General features: G+C 43.4%; 17 protein-coding genes. 16 read left to right on the forward strand and 1 reads right to left on the reverse strand.

Going from position 1 to position 21,944, the window contains the following annotated elements; translation table 11 throughout:
* Nucleotides 1-84: 84 nt before the first annotated feature.
* The 4 genes from DW159_RS09600 (at nucleotide 85) to DW159_RS09615 (ending at nucleotide 6,301) form a co-directional block, all read left to right on the forward strand.
* Complete coding sequence (locus DW159_RS09600) at nucleotides 85-1,848, forward strand: phospho-sugar mutase (protein WP_117550315.1); 1,764 nt, start codon at nucleotides 85-87, stop codon at nucleotides 1,846-1,848.
* A gap of 326 nt (nucleotides 1,849-2,174) precedes the next feature.
* Entirely contained in the window at nucleotides 2,175-2,978 is an 804-nt protein-coding gene (locus DW159_RS09605) for a hypothetical protein (protein WP_117550317.1), read from the forward strand.
* 35 nt (nucleotides 2,979-3,013) lie between these two features.
* Complete coding sequence (locus DW159_RS09610; RefSeq protein WP_117550319.1) at nucleotides 3,014-5,215, forward strand: alpha-galactosidase; 2,202 nt, start codon at nucleotides 3,014-3,016, stop codon at nucleotides 5,213-5,215.
* A 60-nt stretch (nucleotides 5,216-5,275) separates the two neighbouring features.
* Nucleotides 5,276-6,301 carry a LacI family DNA-binding transcriptional regulator gene (locus DW159_RS09615; RefSeq protein ID WP_117550321.1) on the forward strand — a complete coding sequence of 342 codons (1,026 nt, stop codon included), beginning with the start codon at nucleotides 5,276-5,278 and terminating at the stop codon, nucleotides 6,299-6,301.
* Between the two features lie 23 nt (nucleotides 6,302-6,324).
* Here the strand turns inward: DW159_RS09615 and DW159_RS09620 are convergent, their stop codons facing one another.
* Entirely contained in the window at nucleotides 6,325-7,245 is a 921-nt protein-coding gene (locus DW159_RS09620) for a helix-turn-helix transcriptional regulator (RefSeq protein ID WP_117550323.1), read from the reverse strand.
* 290 nt (nucleotides 7,246-7,535) lie between these two features.
* Between DW159_RS09620 and DW159_RS09625 the strand changes: the two genes are divergently transcribed.
* The 12 genes from DW159_RS09625 to sufB all read left to right on the forward strand — a co-directional run bounded on the left by DW159_RS09625 (nucleotide 7,536) and on the right by sufB (nucleotide 21,936).
* Nucleotides 7,536-8,981 carry an ABC transporter substrate-binding protein gene (locus DW159_RS09625; RefSeq protein WP_117550325.1) on the forward strand — a complete coding sequence of 482 codons (1,446 nt, stop codon included), beginning with the start codon at nucleotides 7,536-7,538 and terminating at the stop codon, nucleotides 8,979-8,981.
* A gap of 83 nt (nucleotides 8,982-9,064) precedes the next feature.
* A complete protein-coding gene (locus tag DW159_RS09630; RefSeq protein ID WP_117550327.1) occupies nucleotides 9,065-10,096 on the forward strand; it encodes a carbohydrate ABC transporter permease in 1,032 nt (343 codons plus the stop codon).
* A gap of 1 nt (nucleotide 10,097) precedes the next feature.
* Entirely contained in the window at nucleotides 10,098-10,982 is an 885-nt protein-coding gene (locus DW159_RS09635; protein WP_187115864.1) for a carbohydrate ABC transporter permease, read from the forward strand.
* A gap of 24 nt (nucleotides 10,983-11,006) precedes the next feature.
* Nucleotides 11,007-12,182, forward strand: a complete 1,176-nt coding sequence (locus DW159_RS09640) for an AGE family epimerase/isomerase (RefSeq protein ID WP_117550328.1) — start codon at nucleotides 11,007-11,009, stop codon at nucleotides 12,180-12,182.
* 41 nt (nucleotides 12,183-12,223) lie between these two features.
* Complete coding sequence (locus tag DW159_RS09645) at nucleotides 12,224-13,402, forward strand: glycoside hydrolase family 130 protein (RefSeq protein WP_117550330.1); 1,179 nt, start codon at nucleotides 12,224-12,226, stop codon at nucleotides 13,400-13,402.
* A 129-nt stretch (nucleotides 13,403-13,531) separates the two neighbouring features.
* Complete coding sequence (locus DW159_RS09650; RefSeq protein WP_117550332.1) at nucleotides 13,532-14,557, forward strand: glycoside hydrolase family 130 protein; 1,026 nt, start codon at nucleotides 13,532-13,534, stop codon at nucleotides 14,555-14,557.
* Nucleotides 14,558-14,995: 438 nt separating this feature from the next.
* Nucleotides 14,996-15,943 carry a type I phosphomannose isomerase catalytic subunit gene (locus tag DW159_RS09655; RefSeq protein WP_242992662.1) on the forward strand — a complete coding sequence of 316 codons (948 nt, stop codon included), beginning with the start codon at nucleotides 14,996-14,998 and terminating at the stop codon, nucleotides 15,941-15,943.
* 38 nt (nucleotides 15,944-15,981) lie between these two features.
* Nucleotides 15,982-17,955 carry a GGDEF domain-containing protein gene (locus DW159_RS09660; RefSeq protein ID WP_242992663.1) on the forward strand — a complete coding sequence of 658 codons (1,974 nt, stop codon included), beginning with the start codon at nucleotides 15,982-15,984 and terminating at the stop codon, nucleotides 17,953-17,955.
* A gap of 170 nt (nucleotides 17,956-18,125) precedes the next feature.
* Entirely contained in the window at nucleotides 18,126-19,001 is an 876-nt protein-coding gene (locus DW159_RS09665; RefSeq protein ID WP_242992664.1) for a DegV family protein, read from the forward strand.
* Nucleotides 19,002-19,256: 255 nt separating this feature from the next.
* Entirely contained in the window at nucleotides 19,257-19,667 is a 411-nt protein-coding gene (locus DW159_RS09670) for an RrF2 family transcriptional regulator (protein WP_015534709.1), read from the forward strand.
* A 109-nt stretch (nucleotides 19,668-19,776) separates the two neighbouring features.
* Nucleotides 19,777-20,526, forward strand: a complete 750-nt coding sequence (sufC, locus tag DW159_RS09675; protein WP_004851768.1) for a Fe-S cluster assembly ATPase SufC — start codon at nucleotides 19,777-19,779, stop codon at nucleotides 20,524-20,526.
* A 3-nt stretch (nucleotides 20,527-20,529) separates the two neighbouring features.
* Entirely contained in the window at nucleotides 20,530-21,936 is a 1,407-nt protein-coding gene (gene sufB / locus DW159_RS09680; RefSeq protein WP_004851766.1) for a Fe-S cluster assembly protein SufB, read from the forward strand.
* The last annotated feature ends 8 nt before the right edge of the window (nucleotides 21,937-21,944 follow it).

Consider the following 21,944-nt stretch of genomic DNA (forward strand, 5'->3'; position numbering starts at 1 on the left):
TGGCTGGCAAATAAATGTCAGCAGAAAATAGGCTAGAAGATCGCGGTAGCGACTAAAAATAATTACAAGGTGGAGGTAAAAAAGATGGGTTACATGGACGAATACAAGTTCTGGCTTGAGTCAGACTGCTTTGATGAGAAGACCAAGGAAGAACTTAGAAGTATCGCAGATGATGACAAAGAGATCCAGGACAGATTCTACAAGAATCTGAAATTTGGGACCGGCGGAATGCGCGGAATCATGGGTGCTGGAACCAACAGAATGAATATATATACAGTTACAAAGGCAACACAGGGACTTGCAGATTACATACTTGAGGTCGGCGCGGATGCTGCGGGGAGAGGTGTTGTTATAGCACATGACTGCCGAAATATGTCAGCAGAGTTCACAGAGGCATCAGCTCTGTGCCTCAATGCAAATGGCATAAAGACTTATGTGTTTGATGCACTCCGCCCTACACCGGAGCTTTCATTTGCAGTGAGAGAGCTTGGATGTATAGCCGGAATCGTGGTAACAGCAAGCCACAATCCACCTGAGTACAACGGCTACAAGGTGTACTGGGAGGACGGCAGTCAGATCGTATCTCCTCAGGATCAGGATATCCTGAAACATGTGGCGAATGTTGAGAGATACGAGGATGTCAAGACCATGGATAAGGACAAGGCTATCGCAGACGGCCTGTTCTGTATGGTTCCTACGAGTGTTGATGAGAATTACTATCAGGCACTCATAAAACAGACCATCCACGGCGATATAATTCCGAAGGTTGCAGACGATATCAAGATAGTATACACACCACTTCACGGAACAGGAAATGTACCTGTAAGGGAAGTGCTAAAGAGACTTGGCTTCAAGCACGTATATGTTGTAGAGGAGCAGACTGTTCCTGACGGAGACTTCAGCACAGTCAAGTCACCAAATCCAGAGGAAACATCAGCATTTGCCATGGGAATAGACTTGGCAAAGAAGGTGGATGCGGACGTTATCATGGCCACAGATCCTGATGCAGACAGACTTGGAATATACGTCAAGGACAGTACGGGAATTTGGAAAGACACGGAATTTGCAGATGATCCTGCATATCCATATGTCCGCTTTAATGCCAATATGACAGGAGCCTTGATCGCAGAGTATGTCTGCCGTGAACAGAAGGCAGTCGGCAAACTGCCGGAAAATGGTGCTATCTGTAATACAGTAGTCAGCACCAATCTTACAAAGGCGATAGCAGAGAATTACAATCTGAAATATATAGAGACACTCACCGGATTCAAGTACATAGGTGAGCAGATCCTTCTCTTTGAGAAGAACAACACATACAAGTTCATCTTCGGAATGGAGGAGAGCTTTGGATGTTTAGTAGGAGACTACACTCGTGACAAGGACGCTTGCGCAGCCGTTGTCATTTTATGTGAAATAGCAGCATTTTATAAGCTGCAGGGAGAAACCATCTGTAATGCCATGGAAGAGGTTTATCACAAATATGGCTATTACTTTGAAGGTGCGTTTGGGATAACTCTAAAGGGTGTAGATGGTGCAGCACAGATTAAGGAGATGATGGAGAACTTCAGGAACCATCCACTTACGAACTTTGCAGGTATCAAAGTTACCGGCATGAGGGATTATGTGAGCGGAATCCGCAAGCCGCTTGATGGCGAAGAGGAGCACATGGGTCTTCCAAAATCAAACGTGCTGTACTATGAGCTGGAAAATAATGCGTGGTTCGCGGTTAGGCCTTCTGGAAATGAACCAAAGATCAAATTCTACTTTGGCGTGAATGAAATCAGCCTAAAAAATGCCATGTCAAAGATAGATGAGATGAAAGCATGTGTGCAGGAGCTTGCTAAATAAACAAACACAAAATATGGCAGAATTTACTGCCGAAAAAGAAAAACATTCCTTCCATATACTACAAAATTAAACATGTAAATGCACTTTCCAGCCAATGCGCTGAACAAGGGGGATCTCGGCCTTGATGCTGAGGTCCCTTTTGTATAAAAAGAAGGCAGGGAATCAGGAGCTTCAGGGGACGAGATAACTGAACGCTGTTATATGTCACAAAGTAAAATATAGTTAAAAATACTAAAAACTGTTTAAGAATTAACTAAAAAATGTTATAATATATAAAGTAACGGCAGTGTGTGGCAAACGCGTACAGGAGTAGTATAGGAGATTATATGCCAGAAAAAGAAATAGAAAAAGAAATAAAAAAAGAGAGAGAAATAGAAAAGAAAAATATAAAAAGTATCGCTGGACATATCATCGATGAGAAAACCGGTGAAAAAGAGAAACGAGAGCCGGAGAGCGTCTTGGATGTGGATGAGCATATGTCTGAGAAACAGAAACTCAGCCTTATGAACAAACAGCAGAAAAAGGAATACATACTGGAGTATTATGCTCCGAAGGCTCTATTTGCACTTGTTGTTGTGGGCATAGTTGTATTCCTTGTCGTAAAACATTTTACGGCGGAATCTGCGGCACTCAACATCCTTGCGGTCAACACTACACAACAGGAATCCGCGGCGAATGACAAGGCGTATTATGAGGAATTCCTCAGTGAAAATGGTCTTGATGCGGAGAAGGAATATGTCAGTATAAGTACAGGAATCGGCGTGTCAACTGATCCGAATGATGCCATGAGTCAGGATAGTCTACAGCTTATACAGAACAAATTTATGGCGAATGCGGTGGACGTGTTCTTTGCCGACACAGACCTTGTCATGAGTTTTGGAGAGTTCGGATATATGCAGGATCTTGATAAGGTGCTGACTGATGAACTGAAAGAAAAGTATAAAGATTCGTTTGTGTATGCAACGGTTATTGAAACGGGTGAGAAGATACCTGTCGGAATAAAGATCGGTGATAATTCCTGGGTGAAGGATACCGGCTGGTATGAAATGGATGCTGCAGTGGGATTTGGCGAGAATGCCAAGAATATGGATCTTGCACTTGAATTTCTTGAATACATAAGCAGAGAGTGATACCCATAAATAAAACGAGGAGACTATAGATACATATGAGCATAAGATATGATGAGGCAAACAGAATATTTGAACTTGATACGAGAAACACGAGTTATCGTATCGGAATCGCCGATGAAGAGGGGTTTGTCGGACATATATATTATGGACAGAAGATCCGTCCGCAGAAATGTGATCAGTTTTTGAGAACGTGTGAGGCTCCTTTTGTTCCGTCCAAGAATAACAGGGAGAGATGTTCATTTATGGACACATTTCCGACAGAGTATTCCGGAAATGGAATAGGAGACTACAGGGAGAGTTGTATTGCGGTAAAGACCGCAAATGGCAGCAGAACCGTTGATCTGAAATTTGTGGATTACGATATTGTAAATGGAAAGCCGGGGATTAGTGGCCTTCCGGCATCATTTGCGGGAGAAGAGGAGGTTCAGACTCTCGTTGTCCATATGATGGATGGGGGATGTGGCATTGATGTTGACCTGATATATTCTGTGTTTGAGGATGAGGATGTTATAACCAGAAGTGTGAGCGTGAAAAATGCAGGTGATAGGGATATCAGGCTCACAAAGGTATATTCTGCATGTATAGACATGGATGACGAGGATTTTGAGATGCTCACTCTTCATGGCTCATGGGCCAGGGAGAGACAGATTGAGAGACGCCCGATAGCTTATGGCAAGCAGAGTGTAAGCTCTCTCCGAGGTGAGTCATCCCACCAGGACCATCCGTTTATGGCATGGATGACAAAGGGTACAGATCAGACTACGGGTGATGTATATGGAATGCATTTTGTGTACTCGGGTAACTTCATCGCACAGATAGAGAAATCACAGTTTGATTCCATACGCGCAGTCATGGGCATACATTCAGAGGGATTTGAGTGGTGGCTCACGCCTGGAGAGACGTTTACAGCGCCTGAGGTTGTGCTTACATACAGCCATGATGGACTTGGACAGATGACTAGAAATCTTCATGATTTTTACAGATGCCACATGATAAGGAGCAGATATCTTCATCAGAAGAGACCTGTCCTCATCAACAACTGGGAGGCTACATATTTTGACTTTGATACCGATAAGCTCCTTGCGATAGCGAAGAGTGCGGCAGAACATGGAATAGAGATGCTGGTCATGGATGATGGCTGGTTTGGACATAGAAATGATGACGCCACAAGTCTTGGAGACTGGTTTGTAAATGAAAACAAGATCAAGGGCGGTTTGAAACATCTTGTTGATGAGGTGAATAGGCTGGGGCTGAAATTTGGAATATGGATGGAGCCTGAAATGATTTCTCCTGATTCTGAACTTTACAGAAAGCATCCTGACTGGGCGTTTGCGGTTCCGGAGAGAACGGCTACATTATCGCGAAATCAGTACGTGCTTGATCTCTCGAGAAAAGAAGTTAGAGACTACGTGTATGAATGTGTGCATAACGTGATATCATCCGCAAATATTGAGTATGTTAAGTGGGATATGAACAGACAGCTCACGGATATCGGCAGCGTAGAATTCACCGGAGACAGGCAGGGAGAATTGGCTCACAGGTATGTGCTTGGAGTATATGAGCTGCAAGAGCGCCTTGTTAACGATTTCCCAGATCTTTTGCTTGAGAACTGCTCGGGCGGTGGTGCAAGATTTGACCCTGGCATGCTTTACTACAGTCCGCAGATATGGTGCTCCGATGACACGGATGCCATAGAGAGACTTTCTATACAGGAGGGAACGGAACTGATATATCCGCTTTCGACCATGGGCGCCCATGTGTCGGATTGCCCTAATCACACAGTTGGAAGGAGTACACCTTTTATGACCAGGGCACATGTGGCTCTGGCGGGAACATTTGGCTATGAGCTCGATATCACAAAAATAAGTGAAGAAGAACGTGCGATGATCCCTGAGCAGGTGTCTATGTATCATAAATATAATGATCTTGTAAGGGAGGGTGATTATTATAGGGTTGCATCGTACAGGGAAAATGGACTGTATGATTGCTGGATGGTTGTTGCAAAGGATAAGAGTGAGGCATTGGTGACTTACGTTCAGGTGCTTGGAAGACCTAACGTACACAGTAGAAAGATAAAACTTTTAGGGCTTGACGTGACTGCTGGTTACAGACTTGACGGAACGGAGAATGTGTATGGGGGAGATCTCCTCATGAATGCCGGAATGCTCATTGAAACTATGCGTGGAGATTATATGAGCAGACTGTATCACTTTGTACTTGACAATAGTTTAACTTAAAAATAAAATAAAAATTAAGTTATTTAACCACGTGAAAAAATAAAGTGAGAAGGACTAGTTATGGCAAAATCAGTAAAATTGGGAGACATAGCTGCCATTGTTGGCGTGAGTACCGTTACGGTCTCAAAGGCACTTTCAGATCAGAAGGGTGTCAGCGAGGAACTCAGAGCACAGATCAAACAGTTGGCAGATGAGATGGGATACCAGTCACCATCTGAGATCAGAAAGAAGACGGCAAAGAAAAAGTATAATATTGGTGTTCTCATTCAAGAGATATACCTTGGAAAGTATCCGTCGTTCTATTGGCAGTTATATCAGGTGCTTAACAAAAAGGCGGTGGCAAGAGGCTGCTTTACTATGCTGGAGTTTGTTTCCAGAGATAGTGTATTGAACGCTGAGATGCCTATGCTCTTGGAGGATGACAAGGTTGATGGAATAGTTGTTGTAGGTTCCATGGGTAAGGAATACCTGGAAAAGCTGGAGAAGACAGCCAAGGTTCCTATAGAGTATGTGGATTACTACGATAATTCGAGACCGATAGACACGGTTATAGCAAACAGTTTCTATGGAAGCTATATGCTGACTAATTATCTGTATGATATGGGACATAGAGATATTGCATATGTTGGCACGATAGGTTCAACGAACAGTATAACTGACAGATATTTGGGCTATATAAAGTCTTTGTTGGAGCATGATATTCCGTTCAGAGAAGACTGGGTTATTCCGGACAGAGATGTGAAGACGGGTCAGTTTGACGAGGAGAACTGTTTTAAACTTCCAAAGAATATGCCTACAGCGTTTGTGTGCAACTGCGATCTTGCGGCAGCTACGCTCATAAAGATACTCAATGCTGCGGGCTACAGAGTTCCTGAGGATGTGTCCGTTGTGGGGTTTGATAATTACATGTATCCTGGAAGCTGCGATATAGGCGTGACCACATACGAGATCAATATGCAGGAGATGGCAGAGAGAACCATGCATAAGATTATAAAAAAGATATCCAACGAAAAATATACTGATGGCATATTTGTCGTGGATGGACGAATCGTGGTAAAGGATAGCGTTGCCAGAATAGAACGATAATGGAACGATAATAAAACTACATATCAATTGTAATGCAAATCGGAAATAGACACCGGTGCAGCCTGCTTGAAAGACAGCGGAGTTGTACCGGTGTCTTTTTTGAACAGATTTATAAAATGGTTTGTGTTCTCGATTCCAACCTGGGATCCGACCTCGTGGACGGACAGATCTGTTGTGAGAAGGAGCCTTTTGGCAGCATCGATCCTGCGACTGTTGAGATAGCGCATAGGTGATTCACCGAAGTGAAATGAAAATTCTCTGCATATCCTGTATCTGCTGATCCTGTAAGTTGCCTCGAGGTCATCAAGCGACATCGGTTCGGCGTAGTTTGTATCCATCTGATTCTTTATCGATAAAAGATAAGGAGGCACACAATCCATCTTCTTGGATGAGTTTTCAATAAATACACATAATTCGGTCAGGATATCATTAAACCATTTGGAAATTCTGAAAATATCGGTGGCAGACAACTCCCCCTGGAGTCTGCTTATCAGTGAAAGATGGCTCCAGAGTACAGAGGCTCCGGCAGAGTCCTTTTTATAATATATGGATTCGGGGAGAAACTCGTGATACAGGCGAAGTGGAGCTCCGAGGATGAATGCCTCGTAGAAACGACACTTGCCGTTCGTGGTGTATGTTATTTCTGATCCTGTCTCAAAAAGCGCGGCTGTATTCTTGGAATATGATGATTTGCTGCTGCCCGATGTTACTGTAAGAGTTCCTTCATATATATAGAAGAAATGGTAACACGGAATGAAAGAGAAGGTATAACTGCATGAATAAGCAAAAGAAATATCGCCGTTGGCCAGAAGATGAATCAGGCCATCGCTTGCCATTGATTCTTCATATGTAAAGAACGCACTGTGGAATCTTGCGTTCTCAATATCTTTCTGAATATTGTAACCTGACAGTACAGTGCAGGAAATTAATTCTTTAGCTAACATGCAAACCACCTCCTATCCATAATAATACAATTATTAAACAATCATCACAAGCTAAAAGCGATATAAATTAGTGGCTAATTAGCTAAAAAAACAATAAAATACTAATTAAAGATAAAAATATATAGATAAAATGTCTATATGATATTGAAAAAAAATAATGATAATGGTAAAATTAACGAAAAGTACAAAATACTGTGATTAAAAACAAAATTGAGTGATGACTAAAAAGTAAATTAATGTATACTTAATATAAAGTTAAAAACAAAGAAGGTTTTAAGGAGGACAAAACTATGAAATCAAAGCGTATTGCATGTATCGCAATGGCTGGTCTTATGGCAGCATCACTTGCAGGTTGTGGAGGCTCAGACAGCGATAACAAGGACACAACAGAGGCAACAAAGGCTGCCACAGAGGCAGCAGGAAGTGATTCAGCAGATGACACAACAGCTGATGCTGAGGGAATCAAGTCATATGCAGACATCCAGTTAGGAACAGACTTCACAGATCTTTCAGCGGAGATCAAGTTCTACAACAACAGAACTGATATGGACTCAGATGATTACGGCGGAAAGAACTGGAAGCAGTATCTTGAGGACTTCAACAAGGAGTACCCAAATATCAAGGTTGATGTTATCACAGATACAAACTATGCAGAAGATGCTCTTACACATCTTCAGTCAGGAAACTACGAGACAGTAATGTGTATCCCGGCAGTTGACATGGCAGACCTTTCAACATATTTCATGTCATTTGGCGATTATGATACAATGAGCAGTCTTGTAAATTACTCAAACAGATGGCTGTATCAGGGTCAGGTATATGGTGTACCTCTTACAGCTACAACACAGGGTATCGTATACAACAAGAAGGTATTTGCTGATGCAGGTGTAACAGATGTACCTAAGACACCAGAGGAGTTCATCGCAGCTCTCAAGGCAATCAAGGATAAGAATCCGGATTGTATTCCACTTTACACAAACTATGCAGCAGGCTGGACAATGGGAGCTTGGGATGATTATATCTCGATCACAGCAACAGGCGATGCTACATACAAGAACCAGAAGTTAGCCCATACAAAGGATCCATTCAAGAACTATGGCGACGATACACATGCTTATGCAGTATATAAGATCCTTTACGATGCAGTATCACAGGGACTTACAGAGGATGATTACTCAACAACAGATTGGGAGTCAAGTAAGGGAAAGCTCAACAACGGCGAGATCGGATGTATGGTACTTGGTTCATGGTCATACCCACAGATGGAAGCAGGTGGACCTAACGCAGACGATATCGGATACATTCCTTTCCCTATCTCAGTAAATGGTAAGCAGTACGCTTCATCAGGTGCAGATTACTGCTACGGTATCAACGTAAACGCTTCAGATGATGAGAAGCAGGCAGCTCTTGTATTTGTTAAGTGGATGACAGAGAAGTCAGGATATGCTTACAACGAGGATTCACTTGCACTTGTTCCTGGTTCAGAGTCAAAGATCTCATTCGATGGTGTTGACTTCGTTGCAGACGAGGCAGCTCTTGAGGGCGAGGAGGATTACCTCAACCAGCTCAACTCAGAGTCAGAGCTTAACGTAAGCAATGGTGGTAATGACAAGATCCAGGCCATCATCGAGCATGCTGCAAACGGCGACATGTCATTCGATGATATCATGGCTGAGTGGAACCAGAAGTGGTCAGATGCTCAGGAGTCATTAGGAATCGAAGTTACTGAGAAGTAATAAAGACTCTATTATAACAAGTAAGAATAAGCTACAGACCGGGGGGGGATTGCCCGCCCCGGTTTATTAAAAAAGGCGGTGGAATGAGTATGGCTAACAAAAAACAATCCGGCTTTGGTAAATGGGCATCAAGCAGGAAGGGGCAGCAGGTTATAATATGCGCAGCCTTCGCAATTATCCCATTGCTTTTGCTATTAGTATTTACATATATACCATTCGGAGAGATGGTTAAATTTAGTTTCTACAAGATGAAATATACGACGCCTGTAGAAAAGAGAGAATTCGTAGGATTAGCAAATTATATCGATGTGTTCACAAGAAAAGACTGTTTCGGTGCATTAAAGCTCAGTTTGTATTACATCGTAGGAGCACTTGTACAGTTAGTGCTTGCACTTTTTCTTGCAACTCTTCTGAGTTTCAGAGTAAAAGGTGGTAACCTTTTCAAGGGATTTATTTTCTTCCCTTACCTTATCAGCGGTATCGCTGTAGGTTTCATTTTCAAATTCTTCTTCACAAGAGGATTCGTGTTTGACTCAATCCTTCAGTTGTGTGGATTTAGCTTAGACAACCTTCCATACTGGCTCAAAGACCAGAGTGTCAACAACTGGACACTGGTTTCAACCTCGGTCTGGAGATACCTTGGACAGATGATGGTTCTCTTCATTGGAGCTATCATGTCGGTAGATGCAGAACTTTATGAGGCGGCAGAGCTTGATGGTGCAAATAAATTCCAGCAGTTTAGATATATCATACTGCCAAGTATCAAGACAATCGTTACATTAAATGTAATTTTAGCAATAACAGGATCACTCAGTGCTTTCGAGCAGCCTTTCGTTATCACAACAGGTGCAAACGGAACAGGTACTTACTTCATCATCATGAACAAGATAGCACATACAAGCCAGAAGGTCGGTCTCGCTTCAGCAATGGCCGTTGTACTTCTCCTTATCATACTTATATGTGCTGCGCTTCAGAAGCTGTTCTTTGAGTACATCTTCAAGGATTCAAGCTCAGATGATGAGAGTTATAAGGCAAAGAAGCTTCGCAAGAAACAGGAGAGGGATACCAAGAAATACATGAAGCAGATGGCTGCTTCTGCGAAGGGAGGCAAGTAACATGGCAAGAGGAAAGACAGATGTGCCAAGCATAGCACCAATAAAAGAAAAACGAACCGTTGGATATTATGTAAGAGGTTTCCTCAAGTACTTTGTACTCATATTATTCTCACTGTGTGCGGTTGTACCTCTTATATCATGTGTTACAACAGCCTTCAAGACAACAGATGAGTATAAGGCTACTTCAGTTATGAAGCTTCCGGAGAGCTTCCTGAATTTCGGCAACTTTGTAAAGGCATTCACAACTGCCAACATGGGACGTGCGTTCATCAACTCAGTTATAGTTATGGTGTGCGTACTCATAGTATCAGTTGTAATAGGAACACAGCTTGCATATGTGCTTAACAGATTCAAGTTCCCGGGAAATGGCTTTATCAGAACACTTTTCCTTGTGGCATCACTGCTTCCGGCCGTTGCTATGCAGGTTACAGTTTACAACATCATGGGTGATCTTAATTTTATCGATCACTTATACGGCTACATCATCATGAGCTGTGGTACAGATGTTATCTCAATCTACATCTTCATTCAGTTCATGGAGAATATATCAGTATCACTTGACGAGTCAGCTATCGTGGATGGCGCATCATACTGGACCATCTACTGGAAGATCATACTTCCGCTGCTCAAGCCGGCTATCGTTACAGCCTGCATACTGAAGGGCGTTGTAATCTACAACGAGTACTACGCTGCAAACCTTTACCTTATAAGTCCTGAGATCAAGACAATGGCTATCTCACTTTACAAGTTCGTAGGACCTATGGGAAGCCAGTACAACCTGATCTGTGCAGGTGTTATCATCTCGATCATTCCGGCACTTATAGTATTCATCTGCTGTCAGAAACAGATTTATAGTGGTATTACACAGGGTGCTGTAAAGGGTTAATAATTTATTAGAAGAAGAGAGTTCATGAATATGAGAAATGAAATTCAAAAAGAATTAATAGATGCTATCATCCCATTCTGGGAGGCCCTGAGGGATGATGAGTACGGCGGATTTTATGGGTATATGGATTATGACCTCAACCTTGATAAAAAGGCTGAGAAGGGTTGTATTCTTAACAGTAGAATTACCTGGTTCTTCGCAAGTGCGTATAAGGCACTCAAGGACCCAAAGCTTCTAGATGAGGCTGCTCATGGATATGAATTTCTGAAAGAATATTGTATAGACAGGGAATATGGCGGAATATATTGGTCCATGAATTACGATGGTTCACCCAAAGATACGACAAAACACACCTACAATCAGGCATTTAGTATATATGCCTTATCCGCCTATTACGAAGCTTCCGGTGATTCGGAAGCTTTGGACCTGGCCCTGCAGCTTTTCCATACAATAGAAGAGAAATGTACTGACGAAGGTGGCTATCTCGAGGCATTTACAAGAGAGTTCAAGCCGGAGTCAAATGATAAGCTTTCTGAGAATGGTGTTCTCGCAGAGAGAACAATGAACACACTGCTCCATGCACTTGAGGCTTACACAGAACTTTATAAGGTATCCAAGGATTCCAAGGTAAAGGAGCGCCTGGAATGGCTGCTCGATGTATTTGCTGATAAGGTATACAATCCGGAGCTTAAGAGACAGGAAGTGTTCTTTGATAAGGATTATAACACTCTGATCGATCTGTACTCATACGGACATGACATTGAGACATCATGGCTTCTGGACAGGGCGACCGAGGTGCTTGGAGAGGCAGAGTACACAGAGAAGATCACAAAGATAACAGATATCCTTGCAGAGCAGATATATGAGCTTGCTTTCGATGGACATTCAGTTCTGACAGAATGTGAAAAGGGCGTGCCATACACGGTAAGAGTATGGTGGGTTCAGGCAGAATCAATAGTAGGATTTATAAATGCTTATCAAAAGTCGGGTGATAAGAAGTATTACGAGGCTGCTGAGAAGGTGTGGGAGTACATAAAGGAATACTTCATAGACAAGAGACCGGGATCAGAGTGGTTCTGGGATCTGAATGCAGATGGATCACCAAGAGTCGGACGTCCTATAGTTGAGCCATGGAAGTGTCCATACCACAACGGCAGAATGTGCCTTGAGATTATGAACAGACTCGCTGACGGCAAATAAATAGCATTCAATTGCTTTCAAATTATAAGGAGAATGCATAAATGATGAATGAGAAATATTATGTAGAGCTTGACAAATTGAACAAGCTTCTTGAGAGAAAAAACAAGAAGACAGATTTCTATAATGGAATCTATGACAGATATGAGTACCCTGTACTCACAAGAGAGATGATACCTCTCACATGGAGATACGACTTAAACCCTGAGACAAACCCATACTTCATTGAGCGTCTCGGAGTAAATGCAGTTATGAACTCAGGTGCTATCTACCTGAACGGCAAGTACTATCTTGTCGCAAGAATAGAGGGAAATGACAGAAAGTCATTCTTCGGCGTAGCTGAGAGTGACAACGGTATCGATGGATTCCGTTTCTGGGATTATCCAATCCTTCTGGATGATGTATGTCCGGAGGAGACAAATGTATACGATATGAGACTGACACAGCACGAGGATGGATGGATCTACGGTGTGTTCTGTTCAGAGAGCAAGGATACAACTGTGAATGATCTCTCGGCAGCTGTTGCAGCAGCGGGTATCGTGAGAACAAAGGATTTAAAGCACTGGGAGCGCCTTGACAACCTCAAGACTCTTCGTTCCCCACAGCAGAGAAATGTAGTACTTCACCCTGAGTTTGTAGATGGCAAGTATGCATTCTACACACGTCCAATGGATGATTTTATCGAAACAGGAAGCGGCGGAGGAATCGGATTCGGTCTCTGCGATGACATAGAGCATGCAGTTATAGACGAGGAGAAGATGACAAGTCTTCGCAAGTATCACACTATAACAGAGGCAAAGAACGGTGCAGGCGCACCACCAATCAAGACGGACAAGGGCTGGATCCACATCGCACATGGTGTGAGAAATACAGCAGCCGGTCTCAGATACGTGCTTTATGCATTTGTGACAGATCTCAACGATCCTTCAAAGGTTATCGCTGAGCCATCAGGAATGCTTATCGGACCTCGCGGCGAGGAGAGAGTCGGCGATGTATCAAACGTTGTATTCACAAATGGCGCCATCGTAAACGAGAACAACGAGGTGTTCATCTACTACGCATCAAGCGATACAAGGATGCATGTTGCAACAACAACAGTTGACAGACTCATCGATTATGTATTCAACACACCTCCTGATCCGGGAAGAAGCGTTGAGTGTGTAGCACAGAGATGTGAGCTGATCAGGAAGAACCTTGAGTTCCTTAAGAATGCAGACAAGTAAGAAAGTATAATATATGGGCTGCCAGATGAAACAGCACGTTGGTTAGTATGCCCTTTGCCTGTGCAGATACCATATAACGTGATAATAAAATAAAAAATCCGGCTAAGATGCCGGAAGAAAGAGGTACTTATGTCAGAAGTAAAAATGTTCAGCGAGCCTGTGCCAAACGTGCCATGGCAGGACAGACCGGCAAATGACAATCATGACGCTCCAATTTGGAGATATACAGAGAATCCTATAATAGGAAGAAACCCGGCAAAGGGTGTTGCAAGAATATTCAACAGCGCGGTAGTTCCATTTGAGGGAAAATTTGTCGGAGTATTTAGAGGCGAGCAGGTAAATGGAATTCCATACATCTACCTCGGAGAGAGCGAGGATGCTATCCACTGGAATATCAGCGAGGAGAAGATCAAGTTTGTTGATGAGAACGGTGAAGAGTTCATGCCTATATACGCATATGATCCAAGACTTGTAAAGGTAGAGGATACATATTATGCAATCTGGTGCCAGGATTTCTACGGTGCAGCGATAGGCATCGCAAAGTCAAAGGATCTCAAGACATTTGTGAGAATCGAGAACCCATTCCTTCCATTTAACAGAAATGCAGTTCTCTTCCCAAGAAAGATCAACGGTAATTTCGTGATGCTGTCACGCCCAAGTGACAGTGGACACACACCATTTGGTGATATATTCGTAAGTGAGAGCCCAGACATGGTTTACTGGGGTAAGCACAGACATGTCATGGGCAAGAGCAGCGAGTGGTGGGAGTCACTCAAGATTGGCGGCGGTGCAGCCCCTATCGAGACTTCTGAGGGATGGCTGTTATTCTACCATGGAGTAGCGGGAACATGTAACGGTTATGTATACTCGATCGGTGGAGCAATCCTTGATATCGACAACCCATCGATTGTTAAGTATCGTTGTGAGAACTTCCTTCTCACACCAGAAGAGTGGTACGAGGAGCGTGGATTTGTTCCTAATGTATGCTTCCCATGTGCTACTATTCACGACAGCGCGTCTGGAAAGATCGCCATTTACTACGGTGCAGCTGACAGCTATGTTGGCCTTGCATTCACAAAGCTTGATGAGATCGTAGATTATATCAAGTCACACAGTGTGGTAACAACTTCTGATACCGAGATCGGTAGAAGATAGTTAGTTATAGATCGCTATGAGCCCCTACTCATACGCGGCAATTGTATTAATTTTTTCTCATTTCCCAAGGCGGTGCCCGCCGCCTTCGGGGCCCCTCTAAAAAGAAATGTAATGGCAGGTGATTGCCAAAACTTTTAGACTATGACAGCCTGGCAGTAAGCCGGGCTGAATTTGGTTCTGAGAGCTTTGGCAATCATAAAAACTAAAAAGGCAGAAAAAAGACTGTAATATGTAGGAAAAAGGCAACAGATGCAATAAAATAACAGTGGCATACATTATCATGGAAATGACGAGTGAAGAAGTCATGGTCAATGTAAAAATGTGATTTCTTCACCGTCTTATATAGAACAGGCAATTGGGGAATGGTGTAATCAGTAACAGGTGTACACCGTACGGATATGCACACAATTGCCGTACGTCAAAAGGAGGAAAATGACAATGAACAAGGAAATACTTTTTTTAAATCCCGTGTTTACGCACAATATCTGGGGCGGTACAAAGCTCAGAGAAGAATACGGATATGATGTTGAGGGCGATGATATAGGCGAGTGCTGGGGAGTTGCGGCACATGAGAATGGCAACTGTACAGTGAAAAATGGCGAGTTTGCAGGTCAGACGCTTGCCGACTTATGGGACAGCCACAGAGAGTTGTTTGGCGGCATAGATGGTGTCAGATTCCCACTGCTTATAAAGATAATCGATGCAAAAGATGATCTGAGTATTCAGGTGCATCCGGACGATGCATACGCAGCAGAACATGAGAATGGTTCATTTGGTAAGATGGAGTGCTGGTATATTCTTGACTGCAAGGAAGATTCAACACTTGTAATCGGTCATAATGCAAGGACAAAGGAAGAATTATGTGATATGATCGAAGGTAAGAAATGGAAGGAATTTATCAGAGAAATCCCTGTTAAGAAGGGTGATTTCATCCAGATAGATCCCGGTACAGTACACGCGATCAAAGGCGGAATCACACTTCTTGAGACACAGCAGAACAGTGACATCACATACAGAGTTTATGATTATGACAGACTGAGCAATGGGAAGCCTAGAGATCTGCACGTAAAGCAGAGCATAGATGTTATAACAGTTCCTGCAAAGCCGGTTGAGGACAGCGTTATAAGTGTCAGGGCAGATAAGGCAAATGAACTTTGTGAGCTTATAAGCTGTAAGTATTACACGGTATACAAGCTGGATGTTGAGGGAAAGGCAGAGCTGAATGTGGGCGACAAGCCATTCCTTATCATGTCTGTAACCTCTGGAAGTGGAACAGTGGATGGAAACGCTATAAAGAAGGGTGATCACTTTATCCTGCCAAACGGATACAGCAATCCAGTATTTGAGGGCAATATGGAGATCGTGGCATCCACAGTCAGCAAGTAAGATCCCGCCTTTGGAAGAGAATGTCAAGGGGGATAGTTATGAAGAGAAAGACGATAGGTGTTCTGGTAGGCGGAATCACGGATGATTTTACGAGGCTGCTCTGTCATGGGGTTATAGAGAGAGCAAAGACACTTGATGTCAATATAGTTGTTATTCCGGGTAAGTTCCTTGACCGGGAATACTCAGAAACGTCAGATATATATTATGAATATCAGTACCAGACACTGTTCTCCTATGTTACAAAGGAGAATCTGGACGGCGTTATTGTTGCATCGAGTTGTATTGGCTGCTTTGCAACCAAGGAGCGTATCAGAGAATTTATGAAAAGATATCTTCAGATGCCGTGTGTGATAGTGGCTGCAGATGAGCCGGATCAGATTTGTGTCAGATATGACAATGGAGCAGGCATAAGAGAAGGACTCAATTACATGATTGAGGAACTTGGTTATACAAGAATAGGTATGATAGGCGGTCCGGACTCCAATTATGATGCAAAGGAGAGAAGGAGAACCTACATTGAGGTGCTTGAGGCTCATGGAATAGAGTTTGATCCGGGACTTTATGTGGAGGGCAATCTTACATCGGAATCAAAAGAGGTTTTCAGAGATATTCTGGACAGAAATCCGGACATGCAGGGAGTGTTCTGTGTGAATGATTCCTGTGCATCTGGTTTTTATGAAGAACTTAAGGCGAGGGATATTCTGCCGGGAAGAGATATATCAGTCATGGGTTACGATGATATTGAGTGGGCTACACAGATATATCCGACGCTCTCGACTGTGCGTGCAGACGCGGGAAAACTTGGCTCAGAGGCTGTAAATCTTATGGTCAGGCTCATTGATGGCAAGCAGGTTGAGAGTAAGATACTTCCTACTGAGTTTATCAGAAGAGATTCATTCTGTAAAAAAGGCGGATCAAGAAAACGTAGTAAGAATGTCATTGAGGGATATCTCTCAATGAACCATATGCTTTCGGAACAGTGGGAGGAGAGAAATAAGACTCAGTTCAAGATGAAGACATTTATCCAGAAGGTTCTGAGTTTTGACAGAGGCAATGACAGGAGTTATGGAGAGATCCTTGGCACCATGGACTGGCTGGACATAGAGAATGCATTTATATTCTTATATAAAGAGCCAATAATACATCTGATCGGTGAGCCATTTGAACTGCCTGACCAGTTATATCTCAAGACTAAGGATCTTAAAGAGAAGGTCAGCAGTGTGATCACTGTGAACCAGAAGGTGTCATCATCAAATCTCTATGATTTTGAGAGCCTCGGTGTGGAAGGAGCTGGAATATATGTACTCTTGCCGCTGTATTCCAACGAAATACTCTATGGAGTTCTTCTGTGTGATCTCACGGAAGGAGTTCTGGTGAATGGGGAGTTTCTTGGAAACCAGGTCTCAGCTGCTGTCAAGATGATCAATCTGCTCAAGACGAACGAGGAGATCATGAAGCGCCTTGAGGAGAGTATGGCGATCCTGCAGAAAAACAACATTATGCTTGACAATCTGTCAAAACAGGATCCCCTTACAGGAATCATGAATAGACGAGGTTTCTTTGACAGATCATTACAGCTGCTCAAGGAATGTGAGGAGCAGAAAAGGACGGCTACGGTATTCTACGCTGATATGAACAGTCTCAAGATTATCAATGACAGATATGGACATGATGAGGGTGATTTCTCTCTTAAGACTATAGGAGATATTCTGATTGAATCTGTAGGCGATAATGGAATCGTAGGCAGAATAGGCGGCGACGAGTATTGCTGTCTTGTACTCGGCCTTAAGGACTCTGACGCTGCAGATGCATTTGCTGAGGAAGTATACAGTTCATTTGAGAAGTTTAATGAGCATTGTGATAAGCCTTATAAAGTGAGTGTATCGCTTGGAAACTGTCAGATCGTAGAATATAACAAGAAAGGCCTTCAGAATGCCATGACTATGGCAGATGAGAAGCTGTATGAGGTGAAGAAGTACAGGAAGAAGGATGTTGTTAAGGTTAAGAATTGATAATTTATATAATAAATAAAAGGTATGATCAGGTTGCGTTGAGTGCAGCTTGATCATACCTTTTTTTGTAAAATCTATGCTCCCAGAAAAAATGTCTAAAATGTATAAATACAGAAAAAATATCTAATAATACTTGTGTGATGCATATTGCGCATGGAGGTGTTGTTGAGATGAAAAGAAATGATCATGGATGGAAACTGGTTTCGGATTCCGGCTGCAGTCTGCTTGTGCCGGATGGACCGGATGGACTGGCTGGAATAGATATAGATATAGATCATGCTGAGGTTCCGTTTGTAATATCTGTTGATAACACAGATTATATAGACGAACCGGGTATAGATATAGAGAAGATGCTTGAACATATTGCAAATTGCCGGTCAGGCGGAAGAACTAGCTGCCCTTCACCCCATGCGTGGCTCGAGGCGTGGGGGGATGCGGAAAATGTTATAGCATTTACGTTGTCAGCTGCATTATCGGGAAGTTACAACAGTGCCATAGCTGCAAGACACATGGCGCTTGAGAAGAATCCCGGCAGGAATATTGCAGTTATAAATACTTGTGGTGCCGGAACTATGCCTGGGTGTCTGATGCAGGCTGTAAGTGACGGTGTGGATGATGGGGATTCGTTTGATGTCATAGCGAAGACTGCAGAAAATATAGCGAGAAACACAAATGTCATGTTTGCCTTGGGGAGTCTTGACAACCTGATAAAAGCGGGCAGGCTAAATAAGTTTGTGGGGTATGCGGCTCATAGATTCAATATATCTGCAATAGGTGTAGCATCACCTGGTGGACGAATTGAACTCAGACACAAATTCAGAGGTATGAAGAAGATATATGGCAAGTTGATAGACACTCTCCGTGAGACGGGATTTGCAGGGGGAGAGCTGGTCATAAGCCACTGTATGAATGAGGATGGAGCAGAGAAACTGGGGCATCTTATCAAGGCTGAATGGCTTGACACGGATGTGAGCGTCGTACCTGCAAGCGGACTGTGCAGCTATTATATGGGAAAAGGCGGGATGATAATAACATATCGTGAGTAGACTGATGTGTAGATAAATCATATAAAATACTTGAAATAGACAAAATAATGGAAAATAATGGAAGGCTGGCATACCTTCTATTATTTTTTGTGTATTAACCTATTGACATAGTAGGTAAATGGGAATATCCTATTTTTGCGAGTCAGATATTGACTTATTACGCCAAAAAAATGGCGGATGAGGGTGATGACTGGAATGACCGTGTATTTGCGGCTGGAATGTGATCACACTCATATGTAAGGAGGATTTACAGATATGGTGATTTCTTCAAAGGGAGAATATGCCCTGAGGGTCATGGCAGACCTTGCCATAAACCACGACGGCAGATTCATTCCGTTAAAAGAAATAGTTCAGAAAGAGGAACTGTCCCAGAAGTATCTGGAGAGTATAATGCGCATGCTGTCCAAGGCAAATCTGATAGAGGCAGCCAGTGGACATGGTGGCGGCTACAGACTCAAAAAAGCCCCTGAGGAATATACACTGTGGGAGATACTTGAACTCACGGAAGGTGGACTTGCTCCGGTGGCATGCATGAAGAATAGCGCAATGACCTGTGACAGATCCGGACAGTGCTACACTTTGCCGATATGGCAGGGACTGGCGGAGTTGATACAGGATTATTTCCAGGGTAAGACACTGGCGGATATAGCCAGAAATGTGGAATGAGCAGAGTAATTTGATACAAGCAAAAAGATAATTAAAGCGGGACAATTGAATCGCCGGATATAGAAGTGATAAAGCAATTGCCGGGCTTGGTATAAAAGGAGGCAGACTGATGTCAGATAAAAAATTATTGGAAGTTAAGAATTTACATGTTGATGTTGAGGATAAACAGATCCTTCACGGTGTGAACCTGGAGATCGGCAAGGGTGAGACACATGTACTTATGGGACCTAATGGAACCGGAAAGTCAACCCTTGGATATGCACTTATGGGCAATCCTAGATATACAGTCAGAGAGGGCGAGATATGGTTTGATGGTAAGAACATCACAGAAGAGGCTGTCAATGAGCGTGCAAAGGCAGGAATATTCCTCTCATTCCAGAATCCTCTAGAGGTGCCTGGTGTGACACTCAGCTCATTTATAAGAAATGCCCTTGAGCAGAAGACCGGCAAGAGAATCCGTCTCTGGGATTTCAAGAAGGAGCTTGAGAGAACCATGGAGATCCTTCAGATGGATCCATCTTATGCGGAGAGAGACCTGAATGTGGGATTTTCAGGTGGTGAGAAGAAGAAGGCAGAGATACTTCAGCTTCTGATGCTCAAGCCATCACTGGCAATCCTTGACGAGACAGATTCAGGACTTGACGTTGATGCAGTCCGTACAGTATCAGCAGGTATCGAGGAATACCAGAAGAACTGCAAGGGAAGTCTGCTTATCATCACACACAGCACCAAGATCCTTGAGTCGCTCACCGTTGACTACACACATGTCATGGTTGAGGGTAAGATCATAGAGACTGGTGACGCATCACTTGTGGACAAAATCAACGAGTCTGGATTTGCAGAGTATGAAAGGATATAAAAGATGAAGGAAAAGACATATGTAGAGGACATAGACAGAAATATATATGACTTCAAGTATGATGACAAAGATGCCTATAAGCTTAAAGCTGGTCTCACACCTGAGATAGTTGAGCAGCTTTCAAAGGAGAAACATGATCCGGCATGGATGCAGAATTTCAGACTTGAGTCTTTACAGATATACAACAATATGCAGGTGCCTGACTGGGGTCCATCCATCGAGGGACTGGATATTGACAATATAGTTACTTACGTAAGACCAAATACCAAGATGAAGGGTAGCTGGGATGAAGTTCCTGAGGATATCAAGGATACATTTGAGAGACTTGGAATCCCTCAGGCTGAGAGAAAATCCCTTGCGGGAGTTGGTGCACAGTACGACTCAGAGCTCGTATATCACAATGTCCGTCAGGAGGTTGCGGACATGGGCGTTGTGTACACTGATATGGAGAGTGCACTCACAGGTGAGTATGCAGACATGGTGCAGAAGCATTTCATGAAGCTTGTCACCCCTCATGATCACAAATTTGCAGCACTTCACGGAGCTGTGTGGTCAGGCGGTTCATTTGTATATGTGCCACCTGGAGTAAAGGTTGAGATCCCACTTCAGTCATACTTCAGACTTAATGCAGCGGGCGCGGGTCAGTTTGAGCACACACTCATCATAGTAGATGAGGGAGCAGACCTCCACTTTATAGAGGGCTGTTCAGCACCGAAGTACAATGTGGCGAACCTTCACGCAGGCTGTGTGGAGTTGTTTGTCGGCAAGAACGCAAAGCTCAGATATTCAACCATAGAGAACTGGTCCAAGAACATGTACAACTTGAACACCAAGAGAGCTCGAGTTGAAGAGGGTGGAACCATCGAGTGGGTATCGGGTTCATTTGGATCACATGTGTCATACCTTTACCCGATGAGCGTGCTCAAGGGCAAGGGCGCCAGGATGGAGTTCACCGGAGTTACATTTGCCGGTAAGGGACAGAACCTTGACACAGGAGCGAAGGTAGTTCATGCGGCACCTGACACAAGCTCATATATCAACACAAAGTCTATCTCCAAGGATGGGGGTATAAGCACATTCCGTTCATCAGTTGTAGTGACAAAGGAGGCTGAGAACTCCAAGGCAGCAGTTTCCTGCCAGTCACTTATGCTTGATTCGATATCACGTTCGGACACCATACCGGCCATGGATATCAGAACCAAGAAGGTAAATGTGGGACATGAGGCACAGATAGGAAGCATCAGTGACGAGGCTGTGTTCTACCTGATGTCCAGAGGAATGAGTGAAGAAGACGCGAGAGCATGTATCGTCAGTGGATTTGCAGACAATGTATCGAAGGAGCTGCCGCTTGAGTATGCTCTTGAGATGAACAACCTCATCCGTCTTGAGATGAAGGGCAGCATAGGTTAAGGAGGTGC

Source organism: Coprococcus sp. AM14-16 (assembly GCF_003434675.1).
Lineage (GTDB): Bacteria > Bacillota > Clostridia > Lachnospirales > Lachnospiraceae > Coprococcus > Coprococcus aceti.

What these genes read in the sequence shown, in the direction of transcription:
- sufB (WP_004851766.1), top strand. Translation starts at nt 20,530, where the DNA reads ATGAAGGAAAAGACATATGTAGAGGACATAGACAGAAATATATATGAC.
- DW159_RS09630 (WP_117550327.1), top strand. Translation starts at nt 9,065, where the DNA reads ATGAGTATGGCTAACAAAAAACAATCCGGCTTTGGTAAATGGGCATCA.
- DW159_RS09605 (WP_117550317.1), top strand. Translation starts at nt 2,175, where the DNA reads ATGCCAGAAAAAGAAATAGAAAAAGAAATAAAAAAAGAGAGAGAAATA.
- DW159_RS09600 (WP_117550315.1), top strand. Translation starts at nt 85, where the DNA reads ATGGGTTACATGGACGAATACAAGTTCTGGCTTGAGTCAGACTGCTTT.
- sufC (WP_004851768.1), top strand. Translation starts at nt 19,777, where the DNA reads ATGTCAGATAAAAAATTATTGGAAGTTAAGAATTTACATGTTGATGTT.
- DW159_RS09670 (WP_015534709.1), top strand. Translation starts at nt 19,257, where the DNA reads ATGGTGATTTCTTCAAAGGGAGAATATGCCCTGAGGGTCATGGCAGAC.
- DW159_RS09645 (WP_117550330.1), top strand. Translation starts at nt 12,224, where the DNA reads ATGATGAATGAGAAATATTATGTAGAGCTTGACAAATTGAACAAGCTT.
- DW159_RS09635 (WP_187115864.1), top strand. Translation starts at nt 10,098, where the DNA reads ATGGCAAGAGGAAAGACAGATGTGCCAAGCATAGCACCAATAAAAGAA.
- DW159_RS09660 (WP_242992663.1), top strand. Translation starts at nt 15,982, where the DNA reads ATGAAGAGAAAGACGATAGGTGTTCTGGTAGGCGGAATCACGGATGAT.
- DW159_RS09655 (WP_242992662.1), top strand. Translation starts at nt 14,996, where the DNA reads ATGAACAAGGAAATACTTTTTTTAAATCCCGTGTTTACGCACAATATC.
- DW159_RS09625 (WP_117550325.1), top strand. Translation starts at nt 7,536, where the DNA reads ATGAAATCAAAGCGTATTGCATGTATCGCAATGGCTGGTCTTATGGCA.
- DW159_RS09610 (WP_117550319.1), top strand. Translation starts at nt 3,014, where the DNA reads ATGAGCATAAGATATGATGAGGCAAACAGAATATTTGAACTTGATACG.
- DW159_RS09620 (WP_117550323.1), bottom strand. Translation starts at nt 7,245, where the DNA reads ATGTTAGCTAAAGAATTAATTTCCTGCACTGTACTGTCAGGTTACAAT.
- DW159_RS09640 (WP_117550328.1), top strand. Translation starts at nt 11,007, where the DNA reads ATGAATATGAGAAATGAAATTCAAAAAGAATTAATAGATGCTATCATC.
- DW159_RS09665 (WP_242992664.1), top strand. Translation starts at nt 18,126, where the DNA reads ATGAAAAGAAATGATCATGGATGGAAACTGGTTTCGGATTCCGGCTGC.
- DW159_RS09650 (WP_117550332.1), top strand. Translation starts at nt 13,532, where the DNA reads ATGTCAGAAGTAAAAATGTTCAGCGAGCCTGTGCCAAACGTGCCATGG.
- DW159_RS09615 (WP_117550321.1), top strand. Translation starts at nt 5,276, where the DNA reads ATGGCAAAATCAGTAAAATTGGGAGACATAGCTGCCATTGTTGGCGTG.